27 protein-coding genes and 1 pseudogene are annotated in these 23359 nt (G+C 63.8%); 13 read left to right on the top strand and 15 right to left on the bottom strand.

Features of this window, described 5'->3' with window-relative positions; all coding sequences use genetic code 11:
• Both OU995_RS14335 and OU995_RS14330 read left to right on the top strand, forming a co-directional pair.
• The gene (locus OU995_RS14335) at positions 1–156 is read left to right on the top strand and encodes a hypothetical protein (protein ID WP_267830713.1); all 156 of its coding nucleotides are present in this window, start codon (positions 1–3) and stop codon (positions 154–156) included.
• 319 nt (positions 157–475) lie between these two features.
• Positions 476–1279: a DNA adenine methylase gene (locus OU995_RS14330; RefSeq protein ID WP_267830712.1), complete on the top strand. Its 804-nt coding sequence runs from the start codon at positions 476–478 to the stop codon at positions 1277–1279.
• Positions 1280–1420: 141 nt separating this feature from the next.
• Here the strand turns inward: OU995_RS14330 and OU995_RS14325 are convergent, their stop codons facing one another.
• On the bottom strand, positions 1421–1624 hold the full coding sequence (locus OU995_RS14325) for a hypothetical protein (RefSeq protein ID WP_267830711.1): 204 nt from the start codon (positions 1622–1624) through the stop codon (positions 1421–1423).
• Between the two features lie 361 nt (positions 1625–1985).
• Between OU995_RS14325 and OU995_RS14320 the strand changes: the two genes are divergently transcribed.
• The 11 genes from OU995_RS14320 to OU995_RS14270 all read left to right on the top strand — a co-directional run bounded on the left by OU995_RS14320 (position 1986) and on the right by OU995_RS14270 (position 8416).
• Positions 1986–2933 carry an RNase A-like domain-containing protein gene (locus OU995_RS14320; protein WP_267830710.1) on the top strand — a complete coding sequence of 316 codons (948 nt, stop codon included), beginning with the start codon at positions 1986–1988 and terminating at the stop codon, positions 2931–2933.
• 2 nt (positions 2934–2935) lie between these two features.
• The gene (locus OU995_RS14315) at positions 2936–3253 is read left to right on the top strand and encodes a contact-dependent growth inhibition system immunity protein (protein ID WP_267830709.1); all 318 of its coding nucleotides are present in this window, start codon (positions 2936–2938) and stop codon (positions 3251–3253) included.
• A gap of 222 nt (positions 3254–3475) precedes the next feature.
• Positions 3476–4669: a phage tail sheath protein gene (locus OU995_RS14310; RefSeq protein ID WP_267830708.1), complete on the top strand. Its 1194-nt coding sequence runs from the start codon at positions 3476–3478 to the stop codon at positions 4667–4669.
• A gap of 56 nt (positions 4670–4725) precedes the next feature.
• On the top strand, positions 4726–5235 hold the full coding sequence (locus OU995_RS14305; protein ID WP_267830707.1) for a phage major tail tube protein: 510 nt from the start codon (positions 4726–4728) through the stop codon (positions 5233–5235).
• Between the two features lie 25 nt (positions 5236–5260).
• A complete protein-coding gene (locus OU995_RS14300) occupies positions 5261–5554 on the top strand; it encodes a phage tail assembly protein (RefSeq protein ID WP_267830706.1) in 294 nt (97 codons plus the stop codon).
• A gap of 8 nt (positions 5555–5562) precedes the next feature.
• The gene (locus tag OU995_RS14295) at positions 5563–5679 is read left to right on the top strand and encodes a GpE family phage tail protein (RefSeq protein WP_267830705.1); all 117 of its coding nucleotides are present in this window, start codon (positions 5563–5565) and stop codon (positions 5677–5679) included.
• A gap of 6 nt (positions 5680–5685) precedes the next feature.
• Entirely contained in the window at positions 5686–6522 is an 837-nt protein-coding gene (locus tag OU995_RS14290; RefSeq protein WP_267830704.1) for a hypothetical protein, read from the top strand.
• Positions 6426–7517, top strand: coding sequence for a hypothetical protein (locus OU995_RS14285; RefSeq protein WP_267830703.1), 1092 nt, complete (start codon positions 6426–6428; stop codon positions 7515–7517). Before OU995_RS14290 ends, OU995_RS14285 begins: the two co-directional genes overlap by 97 nt.
• Before the next feature lie 11 nt (positions 7518–7528).
• On the top strand, positions 7529–7735 hold the full coding sequence (locus OU995_RS14280; RefSeq protein WP_267830702.1) for a hypothetical protein: 207 nt from the start codon (positions 7529–7531) through the stop codon (positions 7733–7735).
• Entirely contained in the window at positions 7732–8073 is a 342-nt protein-coding gene (locus tag OU995_RS14275) for a hypothetical protein (RefSeq protein WP_267830701.1), read from the top strand. The genes OU995_RS14280 and OU995_RS14275 overlap by 4 nt, the downstream gene beginning before the upstream one ends.
• 49 nt (positions 8074–8122) lie before the next feature.
• Complete coding sequence (locus OU995_RS14270) at positions 8123–8416, top strand: hypothetical protein (RefSeq protein ID WP_267830700.1); 294 nt, start codon at positions 8123–8125, stop codon at positions 8414–8416.
• A 496-nt stretch (positions 8417–8912) separates the two neighbouring features.
• Here the strand turns inward: OU995_RS14270 and OU995_RS14265 are convergent, their stop codons facing one another.
• From OU995_RS14265 to OU995_RS14195, 14 genes and pseudogenes are all read right to left on the bottom strand, one after another.
• Positions 8913–10142: a tyrosine-type recombinase/integrase gene (locus OU995_RS14265; RefSeq protein ID WP_267830699.1), complete on the bottom strand. Its 1230-nt coding sequence runs from the start codon at positions 10140–10142 to the stop codon at positions 8913–8915.
• A gap of 163 nt (positions 10143–10305) precedes the next feature.
• Positions 10306–11559, bottom strand: a complete 1254-nt coding sequence (gene icd / locus OU995_RS14260) for an NADP-dependent isocitrate dehydrogenase (RefSeq protein WP_267830698.1) — start codon at positions 11557–11559, stop codon at positions 10306–10308.
• Between the two features lie 97 nt (positions 11560–11656).
• A complete protein-coding gene (locus tag OU995_RS27580; protein ID WP_420714729.1) occupies positions 11657–12742 on the bottom strand; it encodes a sulfite exporter TauE/SafE family protein in 1086 nt (361 codons plus the stop codon).
• A 14-nt stretch (positions 12743–12756) separates the two neighbouring features.
• The gene (gene hemN / locus OU995_RS14245; RefSeq protein WP_267830697.1) at positions 12757–14277 is read right to left on the bottom strand and encodes an oxygen-independent coproporphyrinogen III oxidase; all 1521 of its coding nucleotides are present in this window, start codon (positions 14275–14277) and stop codon (positions 12757–12759) included.
• Position 14278: 1 nt separating this feature from the next.
• Complete coding sequence (locus tag OU995_RS14240) at positions 14279–14692, bottom strand: hypothetical protein (protein ID WP_267830696.1); 414 nt, start codon at positions 14690–14692, stop codon at positions 14279–14281.
• Between the two features lie 12 nt (positions 14693–14704).
• Positions 14705–16141, bottom strand: a complete 1437-nt coding sequence (gene ccoG, locus OU995_RS14235; protein ID WP_267830695.1) for a cytochrome c oxidase accessory protein CcoG — start codon at positions 16139–16141, stop codon at positions 14705–14707.
• Between the two features lie 12 nt (positions 16142–16153).
• Complete coding sequence (gene ccoP, locus OU995_RS14230; protein ID WP_267830694.1) at positions 16154–17104, bottom strand: cytochrome-c oxidase, cbb3-type subunit III; 951 nt, start codon at positions 17102–17104, stop codon at positions 16154–16156.
• Complete coding sequence (locus tag OU995_RS14225) at positions 17097–17273, bottom strand: cbb3-type cytochrome oxidase subunit 3 (protein WP_267830693.1); 177 nt, start codon at positions 17271–17273, stop codon at positions 17097–17099. Before OU995_RS14225 ends, ccoP begins: the two co-directional genes overlap by 8 nt.
• Before the next feature lie 10 nt (positions 17274–17283).
• Complete coding sequence (ccoO, locus tag OU995_RS14220) at positions 17284–17910, bottom strand: cytochrome-c oxidase, cbb3-type subunit II (protein WP_267830692.1); 627 nt, start codon at positions 17908–17910, stop codon at positions 17284–17286.
• Positions 17911–17937: 27 nt separating this feature from the next.
• Positions 17938–19416, bottom strand: coding sequence for a cytochrome-c oxidase, cbb3-type subunit I (ccoN, locus tag OU995_RS14215; RefSeq protein WP_267830691.1), 1479 nt, complete (start codon positions 19414–19416; stop codon positions 17938–17940).
• An 81-nt stretch (positions 19417–19497) separates the two neighbouring features.
• Positions 19498–19644: a cbb3-type cytochrome oxidase assembly protein CcoS gene (gene ccoS, locus OU995_RS14210; protein WP_267830690.1), complete on the bottom strand. Its 147-nt coding sequence runs from the start codon at positions 19642–19644 to the stop codon at positions 19498–19500.
• A gap of 5 nt (positions 19645–19649) precedes the next feature.
• Positions 19650–20411 carry an HAD-IC family P-type ATPase gene (locus OU995_RS14205; protein WP_267830689.1) on the bottom strand — a complete coding sequence of 254 codons (762 nt, stop codon included), beginning with the start codon at positions 20409–20411 and terminating at the stop codon, positions 19650–19652.
• Positions 20412–20854: 443 nt separating this feature from the next.
• A pseudogene (locus tag OU995_RS14200) lies at positions 20855–22432 on the bottom strand (heavy metal translocating P-type ATPase); the annotation flags it as partial.
• 280 nt (positions 22433–22712) lie between these two features.
• Positions 22713–23294, bottom strand: coding sequence for a superoxide dismutase (locus tag OU995_RS14195; protein ID WP_267830688.1), 582 nt, complete (start codon positions 23292–23294; stop codon positions 22713–22715).
• Between the last annotated feature and the right edge of the window lie 65 nt (positions 23295–23359).

The following is a 23359-nucleotide window of genomic DNA, read 5'->3' as shown; positions in this document are numbered from 1 at the left end:
ATGTACAAGAGACTCATCGACGCTGACAACAACACCGTTGCCATCCGCCGCGAAGTGGACGATGCCTTCATCCCTCCGGATCCGGAGAACGTGGACTTCCGCGCCTTCGAGCAGTGGGTGGCCGAGGGAAATCAACCCGAGGTGGTCTCGTTGTGAGCATCAGCTCCCTGATCCCCATGACAAGGCGCTGCATGCCCTGGGCGGCGCCCTTCTCTTCCCCGTAGCCCGTGCGTTTGCGATTGCGTTGGGCATCGGTCCTGTGTGGTCAGGGGTGACCGCCTTGGCCGCTGTGACTGCTGTTGCTGCGGTCAAGGAATGCTTTGACGCGCTTCATCCGGCCACTCACACCGGAGACCTGAGGGACTTTCTCTTTACGGTCGCCGGTGGATCAATCTCTGCCGCCAGCTCGATTGGATAGCGGGCAACCGCGTTAGCAGTACTGCGGGGCGTCCCTGGGCGCCCCGCTCCGTTTCTCATGTACCAAACCACCCCCATCGTTCCATGGCTCGGCGGCAAGCGCAGGCTTGCCGACAAGCTGATTCCTTTGTTTCCCGCGCATGATTGCTACGTCGAGGCGTTTTGCGGCGGTGCAGCGCTGTATTTCCTTCGGCCGATACCGGCGAAGACGGAAGTGCTCAACGACATCAACGGCGAACTGGTGAACCTATATCGGGTGGTGCAACACCACCTGGAGGAATTCGTCCGGCAGTTCAAGTGGGCCTTGTCCAGCCGTGAGGTCTTCAAATGGCAGCAGATGACCAGGCCGGAGACGCTGACCGATATCCAGAGGGCGGCGCGCTTTTACTACCTTCAGCATCACGCCTTTGGTGGCAGGGTCGCAGGGCAGTCCTTCGGCACAGCGACGACTAGCCCCGCGATCAACCTGTGCCGTATTGAGGAGCAACTCAGCGCGGCGCATTTGCGCCTGGCGGGCACGTACATCGAGAACCTCCCCTGGCTGGAAGTGATGGAACGCTACGACCGCGCGCACACGTTCATCTACGCCGACCCACCCTATTGGCAGACAGAGGGGTATGGAACGGACTGGACGTTCGACAACTACGAACGCATGGCCGACTTCATGCGGCGCGCCAAGGGGAAGGTGATGGTCAGCATCAACGACCACCCCGAGATCCGGCGGTGCTTCGAAGGATTCTGGATGGAACGCCTGGAGATCCGCTACTCCGTCGGCAATGGCCGCGATGTCGAGCAGCGTCAAGCCACAGGGGAGTTGGTCATCACGAGCTGGGATGCGGCCAACTCTGGCGGTCTCTTTTGAGACGCATCGAACTCCAGAAAAAGAAATGCCCCTGACGGAGCAGGGGCATCAACAGCTCATCGAATTCTTAATGGCTGCTCGCTCAGGGAGGAAGAACGAGGAGCAGAAACGCTCGGCCTGAATTCTACATGCCGATGTCATTCACTTCAGTTCGAGTCCCCAGTCCTTCATGGCCGAGTCCTGCAAGTCCTTGAAGATGCATTCCAACTTCATCAGCTTGTCGTCCGCGAGGATCTCGTCGTCCTCGTCCTCCGAGGTCTGGGAGATCTGCTGAAGGTGTTTCTCGTAGTGCTTCAGCGCTTCCCAAATAACGTTGTATTCGCCAACGATGAATTTAACTACCATGCTTCTTGACTCCTTGCGTGATGCGCTCGACACGAGCCGGTTCCACCTCGATATCCTCCACTAGACTCAGGAACGTCGACAGCGGGATTGTCTTCGAAGGCGCCAGCTTATAGCGTCTCTCTTGCCAGAACCGAAGATCGCTCACCAAGGCGTTATCAGTGTCGAAGCCTCGCGCGCTACGTGACATCGATTTACACGTCGTCACGCAGCGTTCAGCGTGACTTTGGTAATCCCAACTAGAAAGTTGGAAGAGGAAAATTGCCCGAAAGTCTTGAGGTCTCCGACGCTCCGAACGAACGCGGACGGAAGCGCAACGAACTCACTGGATCAACCGCCACAGCCGATAACGGGCAGAATCTGAATGGCCAACTCGCGCGTCCCGGGACCAGTCTGCGGAAGTGAAGCAGCCCCATTCGACAGGGGTACCCTGTGCCTCAGCAGCTCCCCGCTACCCGGTCCGATTGGAGATGTTGCTCGGGTCCACGCCTCAGAGCTGAACTGGGACGACGAAGAAGGTATTCGTATCGTCTTGACTCCGGTCCAACTCGCTGCAGTGCTGTCCGGCGAATCGATCGAAGACGAGCCGACTCTCGGCAATCGGCTGTGGGGAGTCGGGAAGCTGGCGATCGGCGCGCTTGAGCTTGTAGGTGCAAGCGGTTTACTGTTTGTGCCCGAGCCCACAGCGCTCACGAAGGTTGCAGGAGCAACGCTCGGTGTTCACGGGGTAGACACTTCGGCTTCAGCAATCCGTCAGATTGCGAGCGGGAGAGAAACTTCTACGCTCACGGCAGAAGCAGCTCAATCACTGTCCGGAGTTCTCGGCGCCGACCCAAAGACAGCGGAGATGATTGGCCTCGGCGCCGACATCGCGATACCGCTAATAGCTGGTGGCGTCGGTGCCCTTCGAGTCATAGCGGTTCGTCGCGGCGCGATCAGCCTTGCCGCAGAGGAGGCAGCAGGTGGCCACACTATCCTGAAACATGTGGGCCGGACCGAGGCGCAGCTCAGAAGTAGACTTGCCGCCGAGCCAAAGATACCAGCAGCCTCAACTTTCAGAACCTTGGCTGACGCCGAAAAGCATGTTGGCACAGCGATCAAGGCCAACAAGGCTCAGATCGAAGCATGGGCAAAGACGGCAGCGAATGGCAACAAGCTCTCGTTCCGACATCCATTCAATGTAACGATCGGAGAGGGCGTCGTACGTTCGACCGGCCAGCTTCAGCAGATGTCCAAAGTTCTGGTTGTGCTCCGACGCGTGCAGCAAAATAACAGGATCTACTTCGTTCTCACCGCATTTCCGGTGCCCTGATCATGGCCGCATACCAACTGAAGGGCGACAAGTTCTTCCCAGTCCTTTCGAACTTCATGGGCTCTTGGTTCCACCAGGACTTCGATATCGAGGGCGACACGCTGGAGGACATCGTTGCAGCCTTCAAAAACGATTCAGAACAGCAACTTATCGATCGGTTAGTTGCCGACATTGAAGCGTTCCTCGACACCGGCGACGCAGGAATGGAGGAACGCTTCCAGGAGTACTTCGAGCCGTGCATCATCCCTACCGGCTTCCGACCGAGCACGCGCGAATTTTTGATTGCAATTCGTGATGAGCTGACCTCGAAGGCCACATGACGGCTAGTTCTGCGCAGAACCGTCACGGGAGCATTAGGAATCTTCAGTGGGTGGGGAGTAAGTGAACTCCTCTCTTGGGGCCTTCGTGACTGCGCGTCGGTAGACCCACATGAGAATGACTTCGCGCGAGAGAACGCGCACATTGGCGGCTCATCTCCGGAGCCGCCAGCACGTCAGGGTTTCGTCCCGGTGCGGGCTCCCCCTTCTATCGCAAGGAGCCCCATGGCACTCGACTCGTACCACCATGGCGTGCGCGTCATCGAAATCTCCGATGGCGTGCGCACCATCCAGACCGTCTCCACCGCCATCATCGGTCTGATTGCCACGGCATCCGACGCTGACGACGCGACCTTCCCCTACAACAAGCCCGCGCTGATCACCAACGTCAACACGGCGATTGGCAAGGCCGGTACGAAGGGCACGCTGGCCGCTGCCCTGGACGCCATCGCGCTGCAGGCCTCTCCGGTGGTCGTCGTTGTGCGCGTGCCTGATGGTCAAGGTGCCACGGATGAAGAGAAGGCGGCCGACCTGGTCAGCAACGTCATCGGTACCACACTGGCATCCGGGCAATACACCGGCATGAAAGCCCTGCTTTCGGCCCAGGCCCAGCTCGGGGTCAAGCCGCGCATCCTCGGTGCGCCCGAGCTGGATACGCCCGAAGTCACGGCCGCTCTGGTTTCGGTGGCGCAGAAGCTGCGAGCCTTCGCCTATGCCAGCACGAGCGGTGCCGAGACCGTCGCCGACGCGATTCTGTATCGCAAGAAGTTTGGAGCCCGCGAGCTGATGCTCCTGCACCCCGGTTTCACCCGTTGGGACACCACGCTCAACGCCACGGTGAACGCTTCACCCGTCGCCTACGCCCTGGGCCTGCGCGCCAAGATCGATATCGAGGTCGGTTGGCACAAGACCCTCTCCAACATGCCCATCAACGGCGTGACGGGGATCACCAAGGACCTCTACTGGGATCTGCAGGAGGCATCGACGGACGCCGGCCTGCTGAACGAGAACGAGGTCACCGCGCTGATCAACTACTCGGGCTTTCGCTTCTGGGGCTCGCGTACCTGCACGGACGACTCGCTGTTCGCCTTCGAGAGCGCAACCCGCACCGCGCAGATCCTCGCGGACACGATTGCCGAGGCCCATTTCTGGGCTGTGGACAAGCCGCTGCACCCCAGCCTGGTCAAGGACATCCTGGAAGGCGTCAATGCCAAGTTCCGCTCGCTGAAGCAGAACGGCTACATCCTCGACGGCTCCGCCTGGTACGACGAAACCGCAAACGAGGCCTCAACGCTCAAGAGCGGCCAACTGGTGATCGACTACGACTACACGCCGATCCCCCCGGTGGAAGACCTGTCGTTCCGCCAGCGCATCACCGACAAGTACTTCAGCGACTTTGCTGCTCGCGTCAATAGCTGACGCCGTTGCGCCGCTCCATCGCGGCGCCCTTCCCCCCTTTTTCGCAGGTTTAAGTCATGGCACTGCCCAAGAAGCTCAAGAACTTCATTCTTTTCAACGACGGCGTCCGCTACCTGGGCGAGGTCGATGAGATCACCCTGCCCAAGCTGTCCCGCAAGACCGAGGACCACCAGGCTGGCGGCATGAACGGCCCCATCAAGCTGGACCTGGGCATGGAGGCCATGGAGATGGAATGGACCGCCTCCGGCTGGCTGCGCGACGTTTTCGCTCAGTGGGGCACGCGTCAGCACGATGGCATCCTGCTGCGCTTTGCAGGCGCTCTGCAGGGCGAGGACTCCGAAACCGCCGAGTCGCTGGAGATCGTCGTTCGCGGACGCCACACCGAGATTGACCCGGGCAAGGCCAAGGCCGGTGACAAGACCGAGATCAAGATCAAGACGGCCCTGAGCTACTACAAGCTCACGCTCAACGGCTCCGTCGTGATCGAAATCGACTTCGTCAACATGATCGAGATCGTGGATGGCGTAGACATGCTCGCCTCGGTCCGCTCCGCCCTGCAGCTCTGACTTCCCCCTCTGAATTCTTTCCATCATGACCACCACCTCCATCACTCTCGACCAACCCATCCAGCGTGGCGATCAGACCATCACCACCGTCGAGCTGCGCAAGCCGCGCGCCGGCGAGCTGCGTGGCGTGTCTCTCTTCGACCTGGTGCGCATGGACGTCTCCGCCGCGCAGACCGTACTGCCTCGCATCACCATCCCGACCCTCACCCGACAGGAGGTGGACGGTCTGGATCCGGCGGATCTGTTCCAGCTCGCCGCCGAGGTGTCGGCTTTTTTGTCGCCGAAAGCGGCGCAGGAGCAGGCATCCCCGACCGCGTAGAGGATGCGATGGCTGACCTGGCCATCGTCTTTCACTGGGCGCCGTCCGACATGGACGGTTTCTCCCTCGCCGAGCTGATGGACTGGCGCGAGCGCGCCAGATCCCGCCACGAACAGACCGAGTAACTCGCCATGGCCATGAGCGACCTGCGCCTGCAGGTGATCCTGCAAGCAATCGACCGCGCCACAGCGCCACTCAAGCGCATCAACAGCGACAGCACAGCAACCGCCAAGGCGCTACGGGATACCCGCCAGAGGCTCAAGGAACTCAGCTCGCAGCAAAAGGCCATCGGCGAATTCCGGGAGCTGCGCACCGGCCTGGAGGCCACCAGCGCCAGGCTAGAGAACGCTCGCGAGAAGGCTTCTCGCCTGGCACGGGAGCTGAACCAATCCGGCCCTCCCACCAAGGCCATGGTCGCGCAGCTCCAGGCCGCGCGCCAGGCAACCCGCGAACTTAGCGAACAGCAGCAACGCCAAGCCGCACAGGTCCAGGTGCTGCGGGATCGGTTCTCTGCTGCGGGAGTCAGCACCAGCGCGCTCGCGACCCACGAGCGCGAATTGCGGGCCAACATGGCAGCGACCACCGCCAGCATCGAGCGGCAGACTGCTGCGCTTCAGAGCCAGGCCGAACACAAACGGCGCAGCGCAGCCGCCTCCCACGCCCTGGAGCGCTCCCAGGCGCTTCAAGCGAAGGTAGCCGGTGCAGGGGTCGCCATGGGAGCGACTGGGGCCGCCATAGGGGCGCCTATCGCCGTCGCCATTCGTGACTTCGCCAGCTTTGAAGATCACATGCTGGGAGTGGCCCGCCAGGTCAATGGCGCCAGGGATGGTGCTGGCCGCCTGACGGACGTCTACATGCCCTCACCTTTTGGTTGGGCGCTCTATTCGCCGAGCAGATCCGCGCCACCCAGAAGTCGTTTCCCTTCCTGGAGGTGGTCGGCGAGGCCGGCGCGGGCAAGTCCACGCTGATCGAGTTCATGTGGAAGCTGTGTGGCCGGCGCGATTACGAGGGTTTCGACCCGAGCAAGTCTTCCCTCGCTGCACGCGCCCGCAATTTCGCGCAGGTCTCCAACCTCCCGGTGGTACTCATCGAGAGCGACCGTGAGCGTGTGGGCGGCGACAAGGGCCCCCACGTGAAGGGTTTCGACTGGGACGAGCTGAAGACCGCCTTCAACGGCCGCTCGGTGCGGGCCCGTGGCATGGCGACAGGCGGCAATGAAACCTACGAGCCGCCCTTCCGAGGCGCCATCGTCATCAGTCAAAACAACGAGGTTGCAGCATCCGACGCCATCCTGCAGCGGATCGTGCATCTCACCTTCGACCGCAAGGGCCAGACACCCAAGACTCGCGAAGCTGCCGTTCAACTGGAAAGCCTCCCCGTGGAGGAGGTCAGCGGGTTCATCCTCCTGGCAGCGCAGCGCGAGGCAGAGATCCTCAAGACGCTGGCCGCGCGGACGCCTGAACATGAGGCCGCGCTGCAAGCCAACCCGGAGATCAAGAGCACGCGCGTTGCGAAGAACCACGCACAGCTACTCGCCCTGTCCGATGCGCTCCGCCTTGTTGTCCCCCTCACCGACGATCAGCACGCTGCGCTCCAGAGCCAGATCGTGGCCATGGCGGTCCAGCGACAACAGGCGATCAACAGCGACCACCCGCTGGTGCAGGAGTTCTGGGAGGCCTTCGATTACCTGGACAGCGGCGGCGCACCGCTGAATCACTCGCGCAAGCCGGATGACGAAATCGCTGTCAGCCTGAATCACTTCATCCAGGTGGCCCGCGAGCGCGGTCAACAGGTTCCCTCCATCGGGGACCTCAAGAAGTACCTGCGGACCAGCCGCCGGCATCGCTTTGTCGATACACGCAACGTCAACAGTGCCATCCGGGCCCAGCTCGACGAGCAGCGGGAGGTCAAGTCCACCGCTGTCTGGTGCTGGGTCTTTGAGCGCAACAAGTCCAAATCCTGAGGAGCCCGAGCATGGCCATGCCCATTCTCAACAAGCCCTACACGCCGTGGCACGCCACCGATGTTCGGCAGACCTTCGACCTGGAACGTCAACGGCTGCGGGTCAATCAGTTTGACCAGGTCAACGCCGCATTCGGCGCCTCGCTGGGGTTAGCCCTCGCCGAGTTGGTCCGCCACCCACCCGTCACAGCCAGCAGGAAGCAGGAGGGCCTCACATGAGCGCTCCGGAGCTTGACCAGTGGATGCAGGCCCATCCCCCTGCGCGGCGGGGGCTTCTGAGCACCTACCTCGACGCTCTGCAGCAACTCGACCAGGCCGGCTACACGCATCAGGAGATGCGGACATGGCTGGCCAGCCAGGGCGTCACCGTTTCTCGACAGGCCATCACCAAGGCACTCGCAAACCATCCGGCAACTGCCCGGCAACCCGTCGGCAACCAGTCGGCAACCCAAAAGCAAGGAGAGGCAACCCCACGGCAACCATGCAAGACAACGAAGAACCACGGCGCCGCGCCCCCATGTCCGCAGCGTCGGCATCGAGCTGTTCCTGACGAATGAAGGCGAACAGGCCAAGGGCCTGTTGTCACACCTCGCATGGATCGTCGGCATGGGCGCCGAGATCGCGCTGCAGGAACTGGAGGGCAGCGAGACTGCACGCCACCAGCACACAGTCCTGCGCAACCTCGTGCAGCTTGCGGTCAACGACTGCCGCTGGCGAGCTGTGCTTGCTGAGCCCATTTGGGCGGCAGTGCAGGAGGCTAGCGAGTTGCTGATGAGGTTCCCGTTGGCAGGGCTCCGTGCGCAGGCTGGCGCGGACTACCTCGCAGCAAGAGTGCGAGCCGGGGCCGTGCGGTTGGACGACGTCGCCGGCGTGGAGCTATATCAAGGGGTGGCCAATTGAGCCCGTTCGACCGCAACTACGTCGGCCAGATCGCCTTGGAGGCGACCAGTCCCAAAGGGCGCCAGGCTTCCGCTGCATCTCGAAAATCCAGCGAGCGCATCGCTGCTATGCGTGCTTCTGATGACCCTTACGTGCGCTGCCTTGCCTCCGGGTGCATCCCAGGGCTCGGGCAAGCGAGCGACCCCGCCAAGACCAGCCGCATTCTGAAATCAGCCAACCTTTGATAGACCACTAATGTCGCAATCTCTCATCAAATACCCCGCCGGAGCTCTGTTGCGCGTCAAGGACATCTGTGGGGACCGCAAAGCCGGCCGACCCGGACTTCTTCCAATCGTGCCTCGTACCTGGCTGAAATGGGTGGAACAGGGCAAGGTGCCCCCTGGCCAACTCCTCGGTCGAAAGACTCGGGTATGGCCAATCGAGGTCGTACTAAAGATCGGCAGCGCAGACAACGATATGACAGGGGCTGCCTGATCGCTGGAGGATCCCCGTCACCCTACGCCGCGATGGGAACGACCTTCGCGCCGTAGGCCAGCAGCTCGATGCGATCCGCCAGCCACTGAAGTGCACGGCGACGTTCTTCGGGCAACTCATGATGGCTGTAGGCAGCGACCGTTTTGTCGCGCTCGGCATGGGCCAACAAAAGTTCGACAACGTCCTTGCCAAACCCGGCCTCCCGCAACATCGTTGCCGCGGTTCCTCGCAGGCCGTGAGGGCTGAAGTCTTCGACACCGATATCCATTCGCTTGAAGAAGTGATTGAGCGTCGCTTCTGCCATATGTGTGGTGTTTCGATGGATGGACGGCACCAGGTAGGGACTGCCTTGGGTGAAGTGAAAGAGTTGCTGGAGCAATTCAACCGCCTGGCGGGAGAGATAGACGCGATGCGGCCGGCGCATCTCCATCCGCTCAGCAGGCACATCCCAGATTGCTGCCTCCAAGTCGAATTCGGTCTTTTTCGCCCGGAGCAACTCCATCTTGCGCACCATCGTCAACGCGAGCAACTTTGTGGCCAAAACGGTCGAGGCGTGGGCACCCTGCAGATCGACAGTTCGCCAGAAGGCGCCGAGCTGTAGTTCGGTGAGGTGCGTGTGGTGTCTCACCGGAGGGACCTTCACCGCACCAACCAGTCCGACTGCAGGGTTGCTCGTGACACGGCGTTTGATCACAGCAAACGCGAAGATCTGCTGAACGACGGCGCGAAGGCGGTCTGCGGTGACAGGCGTTGCCTTTCGACCTTCGATCAGGTCAAGGATGTGGTGCGCTGTCACCTCCCCAAGGGGCAGCCGACCAATCGCAGGGTAGATGTCCGAATCTAGCCAACCAATTGTCTTGGCTCGATAGGCCTCGCTCAGGTGCATCAACTTCTCTTCTGCCCACTCCTGCGCAAATGCTTTGAAGGTCACCGCCCGCGCTTCCGCTGCGAGCCTTTCCGCCTTCTGGGACTGCTTGGCCTTCGCCGGACTTTCTCCCTTGTGCAGCTGCTCCCGCAACCTCTCGTGCTCGTTCCTGGCGTCTTTGATGCTCCACGAGGGGTAAGGCCCAATGGTCACCTTCTCCCGCTTGCCGAGGTGGTGGTATTTGAACCTCCACACCTTTGAGCCGCCGGGCAGCACTTCTAGGATCAAGCCGCCACCATCAGTGAGGCTGTAGGCCTTTTCCTTGGGCTTCGCGGCCTCGATAGAAGTTGGCTTCAGTGTGTAGTTGACGTGCCGCAATTGGGCCATGTTCCTCCCCAATGGGGCCATGGCGCTTTTTAGTGGCCCCGATCATGGCCCCATTTTAGGGGCATGACCCTTCACAATCAGTCACCGACAGACATGAAAAAACCCCAGGCAAATCAATGCACTGGGGTTTCAGAGCCAACCCGGTTCACCACCGGGCAGGTGCTCACATATTCTCGATCATCACCTGCCCAAAGCCAGAGCACGACACTTGCGTGGCGCCGTCCAGCAGGCGGGCGAAGTCATAGGTGACCTTCTTCGACAGGATGGCCTTCTCGATCGACGAGATGATCAGGTCTGCCGCTTCCGTCCAGCCCATGTGGCGCAGCATCATTTCAGCCGACAGGATTTCGGAACCGGGGTTCACGTAGTCCTTGCCAGCGTACTTCGGAGCCGTGCCGTGGGTGGCTTCGAACATGGCGACGGAGTCGCTCAGGTTCGCGCCCGGGGCGATGCCGATGCCGCCCACTTGGGCTGCCAGCGCGTCGGAGATGTAGTCGCCGTTCAGGTTCAGCGTGGCCACCACCGAGTACTCGGCCGGGCGCAGCAGGATCTGCTGCAGGAACGCGTCAGCGATGCTGTCCTTCACCACGATGTCCTTGCCGGTCTTCGGGTTCTTGAACTTGCACCACGGGCCGCCGTCGATCAGCTCAGCACCGAATTCCTTTTGTGCCAGCGCATAGGCCCAGTCACGGAAGCCACCTTCGGTGAACTTCATGATGTTGCCCTTGTGAACGATGGTCACGCTGGGCTTGTCATTGTCGATGGCGTATTGAATGGCCTTGCGCACCAGGCGCTCCGTGCCTTCGCGCGACACCGGCTTCACGCCAATGCCCGACGTTTCCGGGAAGCGGATCTTCTTGACGCCGAACTCTTCCTGCAGGAACTTGATCAGCTTCTTGGCCTTGTCCGACTCGGCTTCAAATTCGATGCCGGCGTAGATGTCTTCCGAGTTCTCACGGAAGATGACCATGTCGGTCTTCTCGGGTTCCTTGACCGGAGAAGGCACGCCATTGAACCAACGCACCGGGCGCAGGCAGACGTACAGGTCCAGCTCCTGGCGCAGCGCCACGTTCAGCGAGCGGATGCCGCCACCCACCGGGGTGGTCAGCGGGCCCTTGATGGACACGACGTAGTCCTTCAGGACCTTCAGGGTCTCTTCCGGCAGCCAGACGTCCGGGCCGTAGACCTTGGTCGACTTCTCACCGGCGTAGATTTCCATCCAGTGGATCTTCTTGGCGCCGCCGTAGGCCTTGGCCACAGCAGCGTCCACCACCTTGATCATCACCGGGGTGATGTCAAAACCAGTGCCGTCACCCTCGATGAACGGGATGATGGGGTTGTTGGGAACGTTGAGCGAGAAGTCGGCGTTGACCGTAATCTTCTGCCCGCCCTCGGGCACCTTGATGTGCTGGTACATGGAGTCGTCTCCGCGAATCGCGTGGTGGTGGGTGATTAACCGGAAGCGCCGATTCTATGACAGCAGCCGCCACTGCTGCCGGATGTCTCGGATGGCCCTAACCGCAATACGCGCGGATCTGCATCCACAGCCCATGCCCCAGGGCCCACAGCGCCGCCGCCGTAAGGAAAAGCCCCGACAGCCGTGTGGCCCAGCGCAGACCGGCCGCGCCGGAATCGCCGGAATCGCCGGACATGTCGGAAGCGCCGGAGTCCTTGGAAAGGTCGCCAGATGGGGGGCGGGTCTTCTGCGCCGTACGCCATACAGTCAGCCGGCGCAGCAGCCACGGGCCCGCCCACAAGCCGGGAGAAGACCCCAAGGCGAAGGCCGCCATGACCAGCCCCCCTGTCACCGGGCTGGTGGCCAAAGCCGCCACCAGGAAGGCTGATTGCAACAAACCGCATGGCCATGCCACCCAGGCCAGGCCAGCCAAGGCAGGCCGCCAGGCGCCCGCGGACCGCTGGGCTGGCGGCCCCACCGATGATGCCGTTGCTGCCGTACAAGCCGTTGACACCGTGGATGCCGTTGATGCCGTGCATGCCGAGGTCGACAAGGACGCGGTGGACATCGGAGAAGCCAGAGAGACGCCCGCAGCGGTGCCCACAGGCCCCGCTGTCGCCAGCACAGGGAGGATGGGGACGACCCAACGCCCCCCGGCTCTATCGGCCCCCGATCGGGAAACCTCGGCGGCCCCTGGGATCATCCCCTTGCTCGCCCCTTTGCCCGCCCCATTTTTCGCCCCATTGCCCGCCCCGCCGTTCGACCGTGGGGTCGCCACCACTGGAGCGCAGCGCTGCGCTGCGGCCGAAGATGTCCAACCGCCCCAACGCCGCTGCATCCACAGGGGTTGCTCCCCGCGCCAGACCAGCCACAGCCCCAGCGCCAGCACCGCCAGATGCAGTGCCAGCCACAGCGGCCGGAGCCAGGCCGCCACCTGTTCCCACTGCCACAGCAACCCGATGCTGGAGGCCGCTACCGCCCCCGCCAGCGCGTAACTGAGCAGCCGCCCGGTCTGGAAGGCCACCGCCGGAGCCCCCCGCCCGCCCGTGACCGCCGCACAGGGGGCAGCACACATCGCCACGCAATGCACACTGCCCGCCACCCCCATCAGGAAGGCCGAGCCCATCAGCGCGAGGTCCAGCATGGCGGCGACTTGGCTCAGAGGATGCGCGAGAAGCGCACAGGCACCGCTTCAGCCTGGGCTGCACGCGGACGGCGCAGGTATTGATCAAACACCATGGCGACCGCGCGGACAAAGTACCAGCCCAGCGGGGTGACCTCGATCAGGGTGTCCGACACGGTCACCAAGCCGTCGTGCTGAAGTTGGGCCAGTCGCTCCAGCTCGGGCTGGAACTCCTGCGCAAACGGCAAGCCGTGCTGACGCTCAAAGGCCGCCATGTCGAACCGGCCTTGGCACATCAGCGTCATGATGATGTCGCGGCGGCGAAGGTCGTTGGCATCCAGCGTCAGGCCACGCTCCACCGGCAGACGGCCGGAGGACAAGGCTTCTTCATACAGGTCCAGTTCCTTGGCGTTTTGCGAATAGTGCGCGCCGATCCGAGAAATGGCCGACACGCCCAGCGCAATCAGGTCGCGGTCCGGCTGGGTGCTGTAGCCCTGGAAATTGCGCTGCAAGCGCCCTTCCCGCTTGGCCACCGCAAGCGAATCTTCCGGCAATGCGAAGTGGTCCATGCCGATGTAGGTGTAGCCCTCGCCCAGCAAGCCGCTCAGCGCGTGCGACAGCATCTGCAGCTTGTCCCCGGCCGTTGGCAGGGCGTCGCTATCGATGCGACGTTGCGGCTTGAAGCGCTCCGGCAGGTGGGCGTAGCCATACAAGGCAATGCGGTCCGGCCGCAGGGTCGAAACCTGCGCAATCGTGCGGGCGAAGGAGGCCGCAGTCTGCTTGGGCAGGCCGTAGATCAGGTCTGCATTGATGGACTGGAAACCCAGCGCCCGTGCGGTGCTCATCAGCGCAGCCACGCTGTCATACGACTGCTCGCGGTGCACGGCGCGCTGCACATCCGCGTCGAAGTCCTGGATGCCCAGACTCAACCGGTTGAAGCCCATCTCGCGCAGGGCCGCCAGCCGCGTGGCGTCCACGGTGCGGGGATCGACTTCGATGGAGATTTCCGCATCGTCGGTCAGGCAGAACTGCTGGCGCAGCAGGTCCATCAGGCGCACGATTTCGGCGTCGGACAGGAAGGTGGGAGAACCACCGCCCAGGTGCAGTTGGCTCGCCGGGGTGCCAGCGGGCAGGTGTTGGGCAATCAGCCGAAGCTCGGCCTGCAGCTTGTCCAGATACGGGGCACCCCGGTCATGGTGCTTGGTGATGACCTTGTTGCAGGCGCAGTAGTAGCAGACCGATTCACAGAACGGGATGTGAACATACAGCGACACCGGCTCGTCCCGACGCTCGGAGACGGCACGCTCGCGGAACGCCTGGACCAGACCGTCCGCCGTGTATTGATCGGAGAACCGGTCCGCTGTCGGATACGAGGTATAGCGCGGGCCGGAGACGTCAAAACGGCGCAGCAGTTCGGCGTCCACCAGGCTGCGGGTGCGTGGAGGAGACGCCCCCTCGGCCGGGGCCTGCGCCTTGCTGCAGTGGCAGCGGTTCGCGCAAGTGTTGCTGCAGGCGTGGGTGTCTGGGGTGTCTGGGGTGGCGAGGCGCTGGGTCATGTCAGTGCTCCTGGCCGCCGGTGGCCGCATGGTTGCGGGCCTTCATGGCCGGTTGCAGGGCGGGGTCCGGCGCCTGCGTCGTGGTGGTGGTGGTGGTGGTGCTGGTGCTGGTGCTGGTGGCGCTGACGGTGCCCAAGGTACGCACCGTGCGCGCATGTTCGTCAGTCCCCGCGTCCTCGGCGGACACATGGGCTGAACCGCCCTGGTCGCTATGGTTGACCACCGGGTCCGCATGGCGGATGGCCAGGGTCAGGGTGATGACACTGGCTGCCACCACCAGAGTGGGCCCGCCCACCACCAGCCACATCATCGGATGCCGCCACCAGGGGCCGGACGAGGCCTGCCGGCCCGCGTCCCCCAGGGACGATGCGAGCACGGCAGGAGCTGCGGAGGGTGCAGAGGCGGCCAGGGACATGGTGGGACTCCTTCAACGGGGAATGACAAAGGTCGACTTCTCGACCAGCACCCGACCCGGTGTGCCATCGGGCGCCACCTGGAGGATGCGGAATTGCATGGGGTGCGCACCCGCGCTGAGCTGCGCCGCCGTTTCCGGTGGCACACGCAGGGCCACGGTCACCCAGCGGGCTTCTGCCGGCGCCAGCGCATGTATGGCGGGCGGGCTGCTGAAGGCCAGCGTGGGGAGGCCCGTCACTTCCAGCTTCAAACGCAGCGTGTCGCCGCTGGCGTTCATCAGCTGCAGCCGGTAGACATTTTCGATGTAGCCATCTTCCACCTGGCGCGCCAGCGCGGCGCGGTCCCGCACGATGTCGGCGCGGAACGGCAACCGGGTGGCGAGGCTGAACACCATGCCGGCCGACAGCAGCAGCAGGATGGTGGTGTAGATGAGCACACGGGGGCGGAACACCCGGCGCCATTGCTGCGCCGCCGTCCAGCCCTTGTTGATGCCGTTCTGGGTGGCGTAGCGGATCAGTCCGCGGGGATATTCAAAGCTGTCCATCACGCCGTTGCAGGCGTCAATGCAGGCGGCACAGCCGATGCACTCATATTGCAGGCCGTTGCGAATGTCGATGCCGGTGGGGCACACCTGCACGCATTGCTTGCAATCAACACAGCTGCCCACACCCGCAGCCTGCAAGTCGGCCACGCCCTGCTTCTTGGAGCGTGGGCCCCGCGGCTCGCCGCGACTGTTGTCGTAGCTGATGACCAGCGTGTCCTTGTCGAACATGGCGCTCTGGAAGCGCGCATACGGACACATGTACTTGCAGACCTGTTCCCGCAGGAAACCGGCATTGCCGTAGGTGGCCAGCGAATAGAACAGGATCCAGAACGTCTGCCAGCCGCCGAGCAGGCCTTGCAGGGTGACGTCGCCCAGCGTGCGGATGGGGGTGAAGTAACCGACGAAGGTGAAGCCGGTCCAGAGTGACACGGCCAGCCAGCCGGCATGCTTGGCACCCTTGCGCAGCAGCTTCTCGGCGCCCCACCCCGCGCGGTCCAGGCGGATGCGGGCGCCACGGTCCCCTTCGGTGTGGCGCTCGATCCAGAGGAAGATTTCGGTGTAGACGGTCTGCGGGCAGGCATAACCGCACCACAAGCGACCGGCCACCGCCGTGAACAGGAACAGCGCGTAGGCTGAAATCAGCAGCAGCGCCGTGAGGTAGACCAGGTCCTGCGGATACAGGACCAGGTCAAAGATGAAGAATCGCCGGGCTTCCAGGTCGAACAGAACGGCCTGGCGGTCGTTCCAGTTCCACCAGGGAAGCCCGTAGAACACCGCCTGGGTGGCGAACACCAGCGCCCAGCGCCAAACGGCAAACCAGCCGTGGACAGCGCGCGGGTAGATCTTGGGCTGTGCCGCATACAGCGACACAGTCTTGCGCTCATTCACCTCAAGCGGTTTGTGCATCACACAGCCTGGTTACTGCTTGGCCGCGACGGACACTGCCGGTGCAGCTTCGGCCGTATTGGCGGCTGCGCTGTGCGACTTGCCCCAGACATAGGCCGCCAGCACGCGGATCTGCTCGCCGCTCAGCCGGGAGCCATGCTCCGGCATCACGTTGTGCTTGCCGTTGTTCACCATCGCCACGATGGCGTCTTCGCCCCAGCCGTGCAGCCAGATCTTGTCGGTCAGGTTAGGGGCACCCAGGGCCTGATTGCCCTTGCCGTCCATGCCGTGGCAGGCGGCGCAGGCCGCGAACTTGGGCTTGCCCAGCGCAGCCGCCACCGAGTTGTGCGGGCTGCCGGAGAGGCTCAGCACATAGTTGGCCAGGTTGCGCACATCCTCACCCGTGCCCACCGCCGCCGCCATCGGGGGCATCATGCCCTGACGGCCTTGGGTGATGGTCTGGATGATGGTGTCGGCGTCGCCGCCATACAGCCAGTCGTTGTCGGTCAGGTTGGGAAAACCCTTGGACCCCTTGGCATCCGCACCATGGCAACCCGCGCAGTTGTTGGCAAACAGGCGTTCCCCAATGCCCTGGGCTTGCGCATCGCGGGCCAGCGTTTCCACCGGCATGCCGTCAAACCGGGCATACACCTGATGCATGGCCAGCTGCGCCTTGGCCTGCTCGTCCTGATATTGACGGTCGCTGGACCAGCCCAGCGTGCCGGCATAGCTGCCCAGGCCGGGATACAGCGCCAGGTAGATGCCTGCAATGACGATGGTGAGCACAAACAGCCCCATCCACCAGCGCGGCAGCGGGTTGTTCATTTCACGGATGTCTTCATCCCAGACATGGCCGGTGGTGTCATCGTTGGCCATCACACGGCGACGGCTGGCGATGATGAGCAGGGCCAGGCAGAACACCAGCCCGCCGATGGTGCCGGCAATGATGAAGACCGACCAACCGTTGGAAAAGAAATCACTCATGTCGGACTCCTTCGGGCATCTGTTCGTCGCCCAGGAAAGGCAACTGACCCAGCGCCTGCAGTTCTTGCTTGTTGCGCTTCGAGTAGGCCCAGACGACGATGGCCAGGAACATCACAAAAGACAGCAGCGTGACCGCCGCGCGCAGAAGGTTGAGATCAAAGCTTGGCATCACATCCTCCTCAGCGCTTCATGGCGGTGCCCAGCACCTGCAGATAGGCAATGACGGCTTCCATTTCGGTCTTGCCCTTCACCTCGTCGCCCGCAGCGGCGATCTCTGCATCGGTGTAGGGCACACCCACGGTGCGCAGCGCCTTCATGCGGGGCGCCATGCTGGCGGGGTCGATCTGGCCGGTGGTCAACCACGGATAGGCCGGCATGTTGGACTCGGGCACCAGGTCGCGCGGGTTGTTCAGGTGCAGGCGATGCCATTCATCGCTGTACTTGCCGCCGACACGGGCCAGGTCCGGCCCGGTGCGCTTGCTGCCCCACTGGAAGGGGTGGTCATACACCGACTCGCCAGCCACCGAATAGTGGCCGTAGCGCAGCGTTTCGGCCCGCAGCGGGCGGATCATCTGCGAGTGGCAGTTGTAGCAACCCTCGCGGATGTAGACGTCCCGCCCGGCCAGTTGCAGCGCGGTGTAGGGCTTGAGGTTTTCCAGCGGCTGGGTGGTCGAGCGCTGGAAGAACAGCGGCACGATCTCGATCAGGCCACCCACCACCACGGTGAGCAGAACCAGCACGATCATCAGGAAGTTGCTGGTCTCGATGCGCTCGTGACCAACCGGCTTTGCATGGGCTTGTGCCATGACTCTCTCCTTGTTCTTGTGGTGGGCTCAGGCGGCAGCAGCAGCGGAACCCACCGCCACCGGCGTCATCCCTTGGGCGGGGATAGGCTGCGGGCGCACCGTGCCCACACGCACCGTCATCACCACGTTCCAGGCCATCAGGCACATGCCGCTCAGGTAGAGCAGACCGCCCAGCAGACGCACCACATAGAACGGGAAGGTGGCCTTGACGCTTTCCACGAAGGTGTAGACCAGCGTGCCGTCCGGGTTCACCGCGCGCCACATCAGGCCCTGCATCACGCCGGCAATCCACATGGCGGCGATGTAGAGCACGATGCCGATGGTGGCAATCCAGAAGTGCAGTTCAATGGCCCGGGTGGAGTACATCGCCGTGCGGCCATACATGCGCGGGATGAGGTGGTACAGCGCGCCCATGGAGATCAGGCCGACCCAGCCCAGCGCACCGCTGTGCACGTGGCCGATGGTCCAGTCGGTGTAGTGCGAGAGCGCATTCACCGTCTTGATGGACATCATCGGGCCCTCGAAGGTGGACATGCCGTAGAACGACAGGGCCACGATCAGGAACTTGAGGATGGGGTCGTCACGCAGCTTGTGCCAGGCACCGCTGAGGGTCATGACGCCGTTGATCATGCCGCCCCAGCTCGGCGCCAGCAGCACCAGCGAGAACAGCATGCCCACGCTCTGCGCCCAGTCCGGCAGCGCCGTGTAGTGCAGATGGTGGGGGCCCGCCCACATGTAGGTGAAGATCAGCGCCCAGAAGTGGACGATGGACAGCCGGTAGCTGTAGACCGGGCGGTTGGCCTGCTTGGGGATGTAGTAGTACATCATGCCCAGGAAGCCGGCCGTGAGGAAGAAGCCCACGGCATTGTGCCCATACCACCACTGCACCATGGCGTCCTGCACGCCGGCATAGGCGGAGTAGCTCTTGAAGAGGCTGACCGGGATTTCCGCGCTGTTCACCACATGCAACAGGGCCACGGCGATGATGAAAGCGCCGAAGAACCAGTTGGCCACATAGATGTGACGCACCTTGCGGATGCCAACGCTGCCGAAGAACACCACCGCATAGCTCACCCAGACCAGGGTGATCAGGATGTCGATGGGCCATTCGAGTTCAGCGTATTCCTTGCCGCTGGTGATGCCCAGCGGCAGGGTGATGGCCGCCAGCACGATGACGGTCTGCCAGCCCCAGAAGGTGAACCAGGCCAGCTTGGGGGCAAACAGCCGGGTGTGGCAGGTGCGCTGCACCACATGAAAGGCGGTGGCCATGAGGGCACAACCGCCGAAGGCGAAGATGACTGCATTGGTATGCAGCGGCCGCAGGCGGCCATAGCTCAACCAGGAGATGCCGAAGTTCAACTCCGGCCAAGTCAGTTGGGCGGCAATGATCACCCCCACCAACATGCCCACAACCCCCCACAGCACCGAAGCCAGAGCGAAGGCGCGTACCACGCCATCGTCATAGCTGGGAGGTGCCATCCCGTCCTTGCTTAGAACCCCACTCATTGACGCTCCTTGACCAATCTATTTGGATCTCACAGTCATTTTTTGGCAGCGGCACTGGGAGTGCTTTGATGGGAATCAACCTTATGACTCGTCCTCCAGGATTCGTCGCCCTTCGCGATCCAAATCCTCAGATTCCCACTGACCGTTGTATAAAGCCCACCCGAAAACACCCAGAATCAGCAGCACCAGCACCACCGACATCGGAATCAGCAGAAAAAGAATGTCCACAGGATTCAGCCTTGTTGGAGGTGAGGATCGGGGTCCGCAGCGGTGGCGGATGCAGCGGATCCAGCGGATGCAGCGGATCCAGCGAGTCCTGCGGATGCAGCGGATGAACCGGATGCTGCAAACGAGCCGGATGAAGCGGGCGCGCCGGAGGGGGTGCCCGTGTGGCGACCGTCCACCGGCACGCGGCCCAGCCGCGCCGCGTTGGCAATGACCGCGCAGGAACTCAGCGCCATGCCCAAGCCCGCCGCCCAGGGCGGCAGCCAGCCCACCAGGGCCATCGGCACGCAGGACGCGTTGTAGAACAGCGCCCAACCCAGGTTCTGGCGCACCACCGTCACCGTGCGGCGAGCCAGCGCCACGGCCTGCGGCACGGTGCTCAGGCGAGGCTGCACCAGCAGCGCATCCGCACGGGCCTTGGCCAGATCCGCGCCCTGCCCCATGGCGATGGAGGCATGGGCGCGCGCCAGCACGGGAGCGTCATTGATGCCGTCGCCCAGCATCAGCACATGGGCACCTTGCGCCTGCAGCTCGGTCACCCGGGCCAGCTTGTCTTCCGGCGTGGCGGCCCCCTGCCAATGGCGGATGCCCGCCCGTTGCGCGGCCAGCTCGACCCGGCCGCCGCGGTCTCCGGAGAGCAACTCCACCGCCAGACCGAGCGCCTGGCAATGCGCCACCGCCTCACGGGCGTCGTCGCGCAGTTGCTCGTCGAAGCGCCAGGCGGCCAGGGGGCGGCCGTCACAGGCCAGCACGAGTTGGGCATCGGCCATTGGGGCGGAGGTCTGGCTGGCCCAGTGCGGCGCCCCCAGGCGCCAGACACGCCCGCCCCCTCCACGGCCTCCAGACCGCGACCAGCATGCTCGGTGGTGGTGGCGGCGGTGGCAGCGGTGGCCGTGGCGGCGGTGGCCGTGGCCGTGGCGGCGGCGGCCGTGGCGGCGGCGGCGGTGGCGGTGGTGGTGGTGGTGGTGGTGGTGGTGGTGGTGGTGGCGGCTGACGCGGCAACCGGTGACGCTTTGGCTGGTGACGCGGAGTCGGCTTGCACGACGGCTCCGGCACCGGCATCGCCGGCTTCCCCTGAACGGCCCGCACTGCGGGCTTCACCCGAACCGCCGGCTTCAGCCTGACTTTGCAGCGTCAGCAGCAGCGCGCGTGACAAGGGATGATGAGACGCCGCCGCCAGGGCGAAGGCCATGTCCGCGTCGGCGGATGGGAGCCGGACGGGCCATTGCTCGGCCAGCGCCAGCCGGGTGTCCGTCAGCGTGCCGGTCTTGTCCAGCACCACATGCGTGGTGCGCGCCAGGGATTCAATTGCCTCCAGACGCGACAGCAGCAGCCCCTGCCGGGCCATCCGCCCAGCGGCCGCCACCCAGGCGGCCGGAGCGGCCAGCGACAAGGCGCACGGGCAGGTGACGATGAGCACCGACACGGCGACGGCCACGGCCCGGTCGGGGTCGATGAACTGCCACGCGAGTGCGGCGCCCAGCGCCAGGACCAGCACCCCCACCAGGAAGACGCCGGCCATGCGGTCCGACACCTTGAGCAACGCCGGCCGTTCCTGGAACGCCTGTTCCATCAGCCGCTGGAGCCCGGCCAGCCGGGTGCCCGCCCCCACCTGCTGCACGCGCAGCAACAACACACCGTGGAGGTTCACGCTGCCCGCCAGCACCTCGTCCCCGCGCCCCTTGGCCACAGGGCGGGATTCGCCGCTGAGCATCGACTCATCGGCCGCACCCTCGCCCTGGGTGACCACGGCGTCCGCCGGAATGCGCTGCCCGGCCAGCACGCGGATGAGGTCGTCACGCTGCAAGGATTCGGCCGCCACCCAGTCACTCCCGCCTTCGGGCCGCAACCGTTCCACCAGATCCGTCATCGCCCCACCGACCTGCTCCAGCGCCTCCATGGCGCGGTGGCGCGCGCGCAGCTCCAGATAACGAGCCGCCAGCAGGAAGGCAACGAACATCGTGATGGAATCGAAATACACCTCGTGGCCAAACGGGCCGGAGGGATTCAGCGTGGCCCCGGTGCCGGCCACAAAGGCCACGCCCAGGCCCAGCACCACCGGCACATCCATGCCCAGGCGGCCGCTGCGCAGTTGCGTCCAGGCGGATTGAAAAAACGGGCCGGCAGCCAGCAGCATCACCGGCAGGGTGAGCACCCATTGGCCCCAGCGCAGCAGGGCCTGCACATCCGGTGTCATCTCGCCGGGAGCCGCCACATAGGCGGGCCAGGCGAGCATCATCACCTGCATCATCAGGAAGCCCGCCACAAACAGGCGCCAGATGGCCTGGCGGTGCTCGCGGCGACGCAGGTCTTTGGTGGGGGCCGCCAGGTCGGGTGCGCAGTCATATCCCGCGCGGCGCAGTTCGCGGCGCAGTTGGGGCAGCGAGACCTCGGCGGGGGCCCAGTCCAAGGTCAGGCGCTGAGTGGCGGGGCTGACCTGGGCCGAGCGCACGCCCGGCTGACGGATCAGCAGCGCTTCAATGAGGCCCGCACAGGCCGCGCAGTGCATGCCAGACAGGCGCAGCCGCGAGCGGGCGTCGGTGTCGCTGGTCCAGTCGCTGTAGGAGAGGAAATCGGGGAATGCGTCGGGCGGGGACGCGGTGGCCGCCGCAGCCTCGGCGGCGGCGGCGTGCTGATGGGCACGCTCATCGGAACGCTCAGCCGAGCCGTCCACAGAGCCCTCAACAGAGCGCTCAGCAAGTAGGTTGACAGAAGGGTCGGCGGAGCATCCCGCCCCGGCCGTCTGGGCGGCGGCAGGCAGGACCGCTTCGGCAGCATCGGCGGGCGGCATGCCTGCGATGATGGTGGAAAGCGCAAGATCGCTTGATGCGATCCATCAATAATTTGACAGATAACTACCGCAGGGCGAATCAGATACCCCCATTGTGCCGGGACAACCCCTTGATCTGAGTCAAGACGGCCGGACGACAAATAGCACCAACCGGGTTCTGACGAATCCCCTGCGCCTGCCCTATCAAACTCTGCCACCAACAAAAACGCCCCGCAGTGCGGGGCGCTGGTGGCAAACACTCCGCTCAGCGAAGTGCTTGTGCTGTCGGGAAACCCGAAGCTCAGGCGAAGTTGGCCTGAGCGAACTCCCAGTTCACGAGGCTCTTCAGGAAGGTCTCGACGAACTTCGGACGGGCATTGCGGTAGTCGATGTAGTAGGCATGTTCCCACACGTCGATGGTCAGCAGCGGCTTGTCGCCGGTGGTCAGCGGGGTGCCGGCAGCGCCCATGTTGACGATGTCCACCGAACCGTCGGCCTTCTTCACCAGCCAGGTCCAGCCGGAGCCGAAGTTGCCCACGGCGCTCTTCTGGAAAGCTTCCTTGAAGGCGTCGTAGCTGCCCCACTTGGCATTGATGGCATCCGCCAGGGCACCGGTCGGGGCGCCGCCGCCGTTCGGGCGCAGGCAGCTCCAGAAGAAGGTGTGGTTCCAAATCTGGGCGGCATTGTTGTAAATGCCACCGCTGGAGGTCTTGACGACTTCTTCCAGCGTCTTGGACTCGAACTCCGTGCCCTTTTGCAGGTTGTTCAGGTTGTCCACGTACGCCTTGTGATGCTTGCCGTGGTGGTACTCCAGCGTCTCGGCGCTGATGTGCGGGGCCAGGGCATTCTTGTCGTAGGGCAGGTCGGGAAGAACGTGTTCCATGAGGCACTCCTCTTGTTGAGTTTGGACAAAGATCGCGGCGATTGTAGGCAGCTAATCGCCCTCGC

Origin of the sequence: Roseateles sp. SL47 (genome assembly GCF_026625885.1) — a bacterium.
Taxonomy (GTDB): Bacteria; Pseudomonadota; Gammaproteobacteria; order Burkholderiales; family Burkholderiaceae_C; genus Roseateles.
Note: the sequence above shows the minus strand (reverse complement) of the source record. Positions and strands in the feature narration are given on the sequence as shown.

Bases quoted from the DNA above. Each gene is read 5' to 3' on its own strand.
- OU995_RS14320 (WP_267830710.1), top strand. From the start codon at position 1,986: ATGGCCAACTCGCGCGTCCCGGGACCAGTCTGCGGAAGTGAAGCAGCC.
- OU995_RS14300 (WP_267830706.1), top strand. From the start codon at position 5,261: ATGACCACCACCTCCATCACTCTCGACCAACCCATCCAGCGTGGCGAT.
- OU995_RS14335 (WP_267830713.1), top strand. From the start codon at position 1: ATGTACAAGAGACTCATCGACGCTGACAACAACACCGTTGCCATCCGC.
- OU995_RS14205 (WP_267830689.1), bottom strand. From the start codon at position 20,411: ATGGCCGATGCCCAACTCGTGCTGGCCTGTGACGGCCGCCCCCTGGCC.
- ccoG (WP_267830695.1), bottom strand. From the start codon at position 16,141: ATGCACAAACCGCTTGAGGTGAATGAGCGCAAGACTGTGTCGCTGTAT.
- OU995_RS14265 (WP_267830699.1), bottom strand. From the start codon at position 10,142: ATGGCCCAATTGCGGCACGTCAACTACACACTGAAGCCAACTTCTATC.
- OU995_RS27580 (WP_420714729.1), bottom strand. From the start codon at position 12,742: ATGCTGGACCTCGCGCTGATGGGCTCGGCCTTCCTGATGGGGGTGGCG.
- OU995_RS14315 (WP_267830709.1), top strand. From the start codon at position 2,936: ATGGCCGCATACCAACTGAAGGGCGACAAGTTCTTCCCAGTCCTTTCG.
- ccoO (WP_267830692.1), bottom strand. From the start codon at position 17,910: ATGGCACAAGCCCATGCAAAGCCGGTTGGTCACGAGCGCATCGAGACC.
- OU995_RS14330 (WP_267830712.1), top strand. From the start codon at position 476: ATGTACCAAACCACCCCCATCGTTCCATGGCTCGGCGGCAAGCGCAGG.
- ccoP (WP_267830694.1), bottom strand. From the start codon at position 17,104: ATGAGTGATTTCTTTTCCAACGGTTGGTCGGTCTTCATCATTGCCGGC.
- OU995_RS14275 (WP_267830701.1), top strand. From the start codon at position 7,732: ATGAGCGCTCCGGAGCTTGACCAGTGGATGCAGGCCCATCCCCCTGCG.
- OU995_RS14295 (WP_267830705.1), top strand. From the start codon at position 5,563: ATGGCTGACCTGGCCATCGTCTTTCACTGGGCGCCGTCCGACATGGAC.
- OU995_RS14325 (WP_267830711.1), bottom strand. From the start codon at position 1,624: ATGGTAGTTAAATTCATCGTTGGCGAATACAACGTTATTTGGGAAGCG.
- ccoN (WP_267830691.1), bottom strand. From the start codon at position 19,416: ATGAGTGGGGTTCTAAGCAAGGACGGGATGGCACCTCCCAGCTATGAC.
- OU995_RS14225 (WP_267830693.1), bottom strand. From the start codon at position 17,273: ATGCCAAGCTTTGATCTCAACCTTCTGCGCGCGGCGGTCACGCTGCTG.
- OU995_RS14305 (WP_267830707.1), top strand. From the start codon at position 4,726: ATGGCACTGCCCAAGAAGCTCAAGAACTTCATTCTTTTCAACGACGGC.
- hemN (WP_267830697.1), bottom strand. From the start codon at position 14,277: ATGACCCAGCGCCTCGCCACCCCAGACACCCCAGACACCCACGCCTGC.
- OU995_RS14195 (WP_267830688.1), bottom strand. From the start codon at position 23,294: ATGGAACACGTTCTTCCCGACCTGCCCTACGACAAGAATGCCCTGGCC.
- OU995_RS14310 (WP_267830708.1), top strand. From the start codon at position 3,476: ATGGCACTCGACTCGTACCACCATGGCGTGCGCGTCATCGAAATCTCC.
- OU995_RS14240 (WP_267830696.1), bottom strand. From the start codon at position 14,692: ATGTCCCTGGCCGCCTCTGCACCCTCCGCAGCTCCTGCCGTGCTCGCA.
- OU995_RS14290 (WP_267830704.1), top strand. From the start codon at position 5,686: ATGGCCATGAGCGACCTGCGCCTGCAGGTGATCCTGCAAGCAATCGAC.
- icd (WP_267830698.1), bottom strand. From the start codon at position 11,559: ATGTACCAGCACATCAAGGTGCCCGAGGGCGGGCAGAAGATTACGGTC.
- OU995_RS14280 (WP_267830702.1), top strand. From the start codon at position 7,529: ATGGCCATGCCCATTCTCAACAAGCCCTACACGCCGTGGCACGCCACC.
- OU995_RS14270 (WP_267830700.1), top strand. From the start codon at position 8,123: ATGGGCGCCGAGATCGCGCTGCAGGAACTGGAGGGCAGCGAGACTGCA.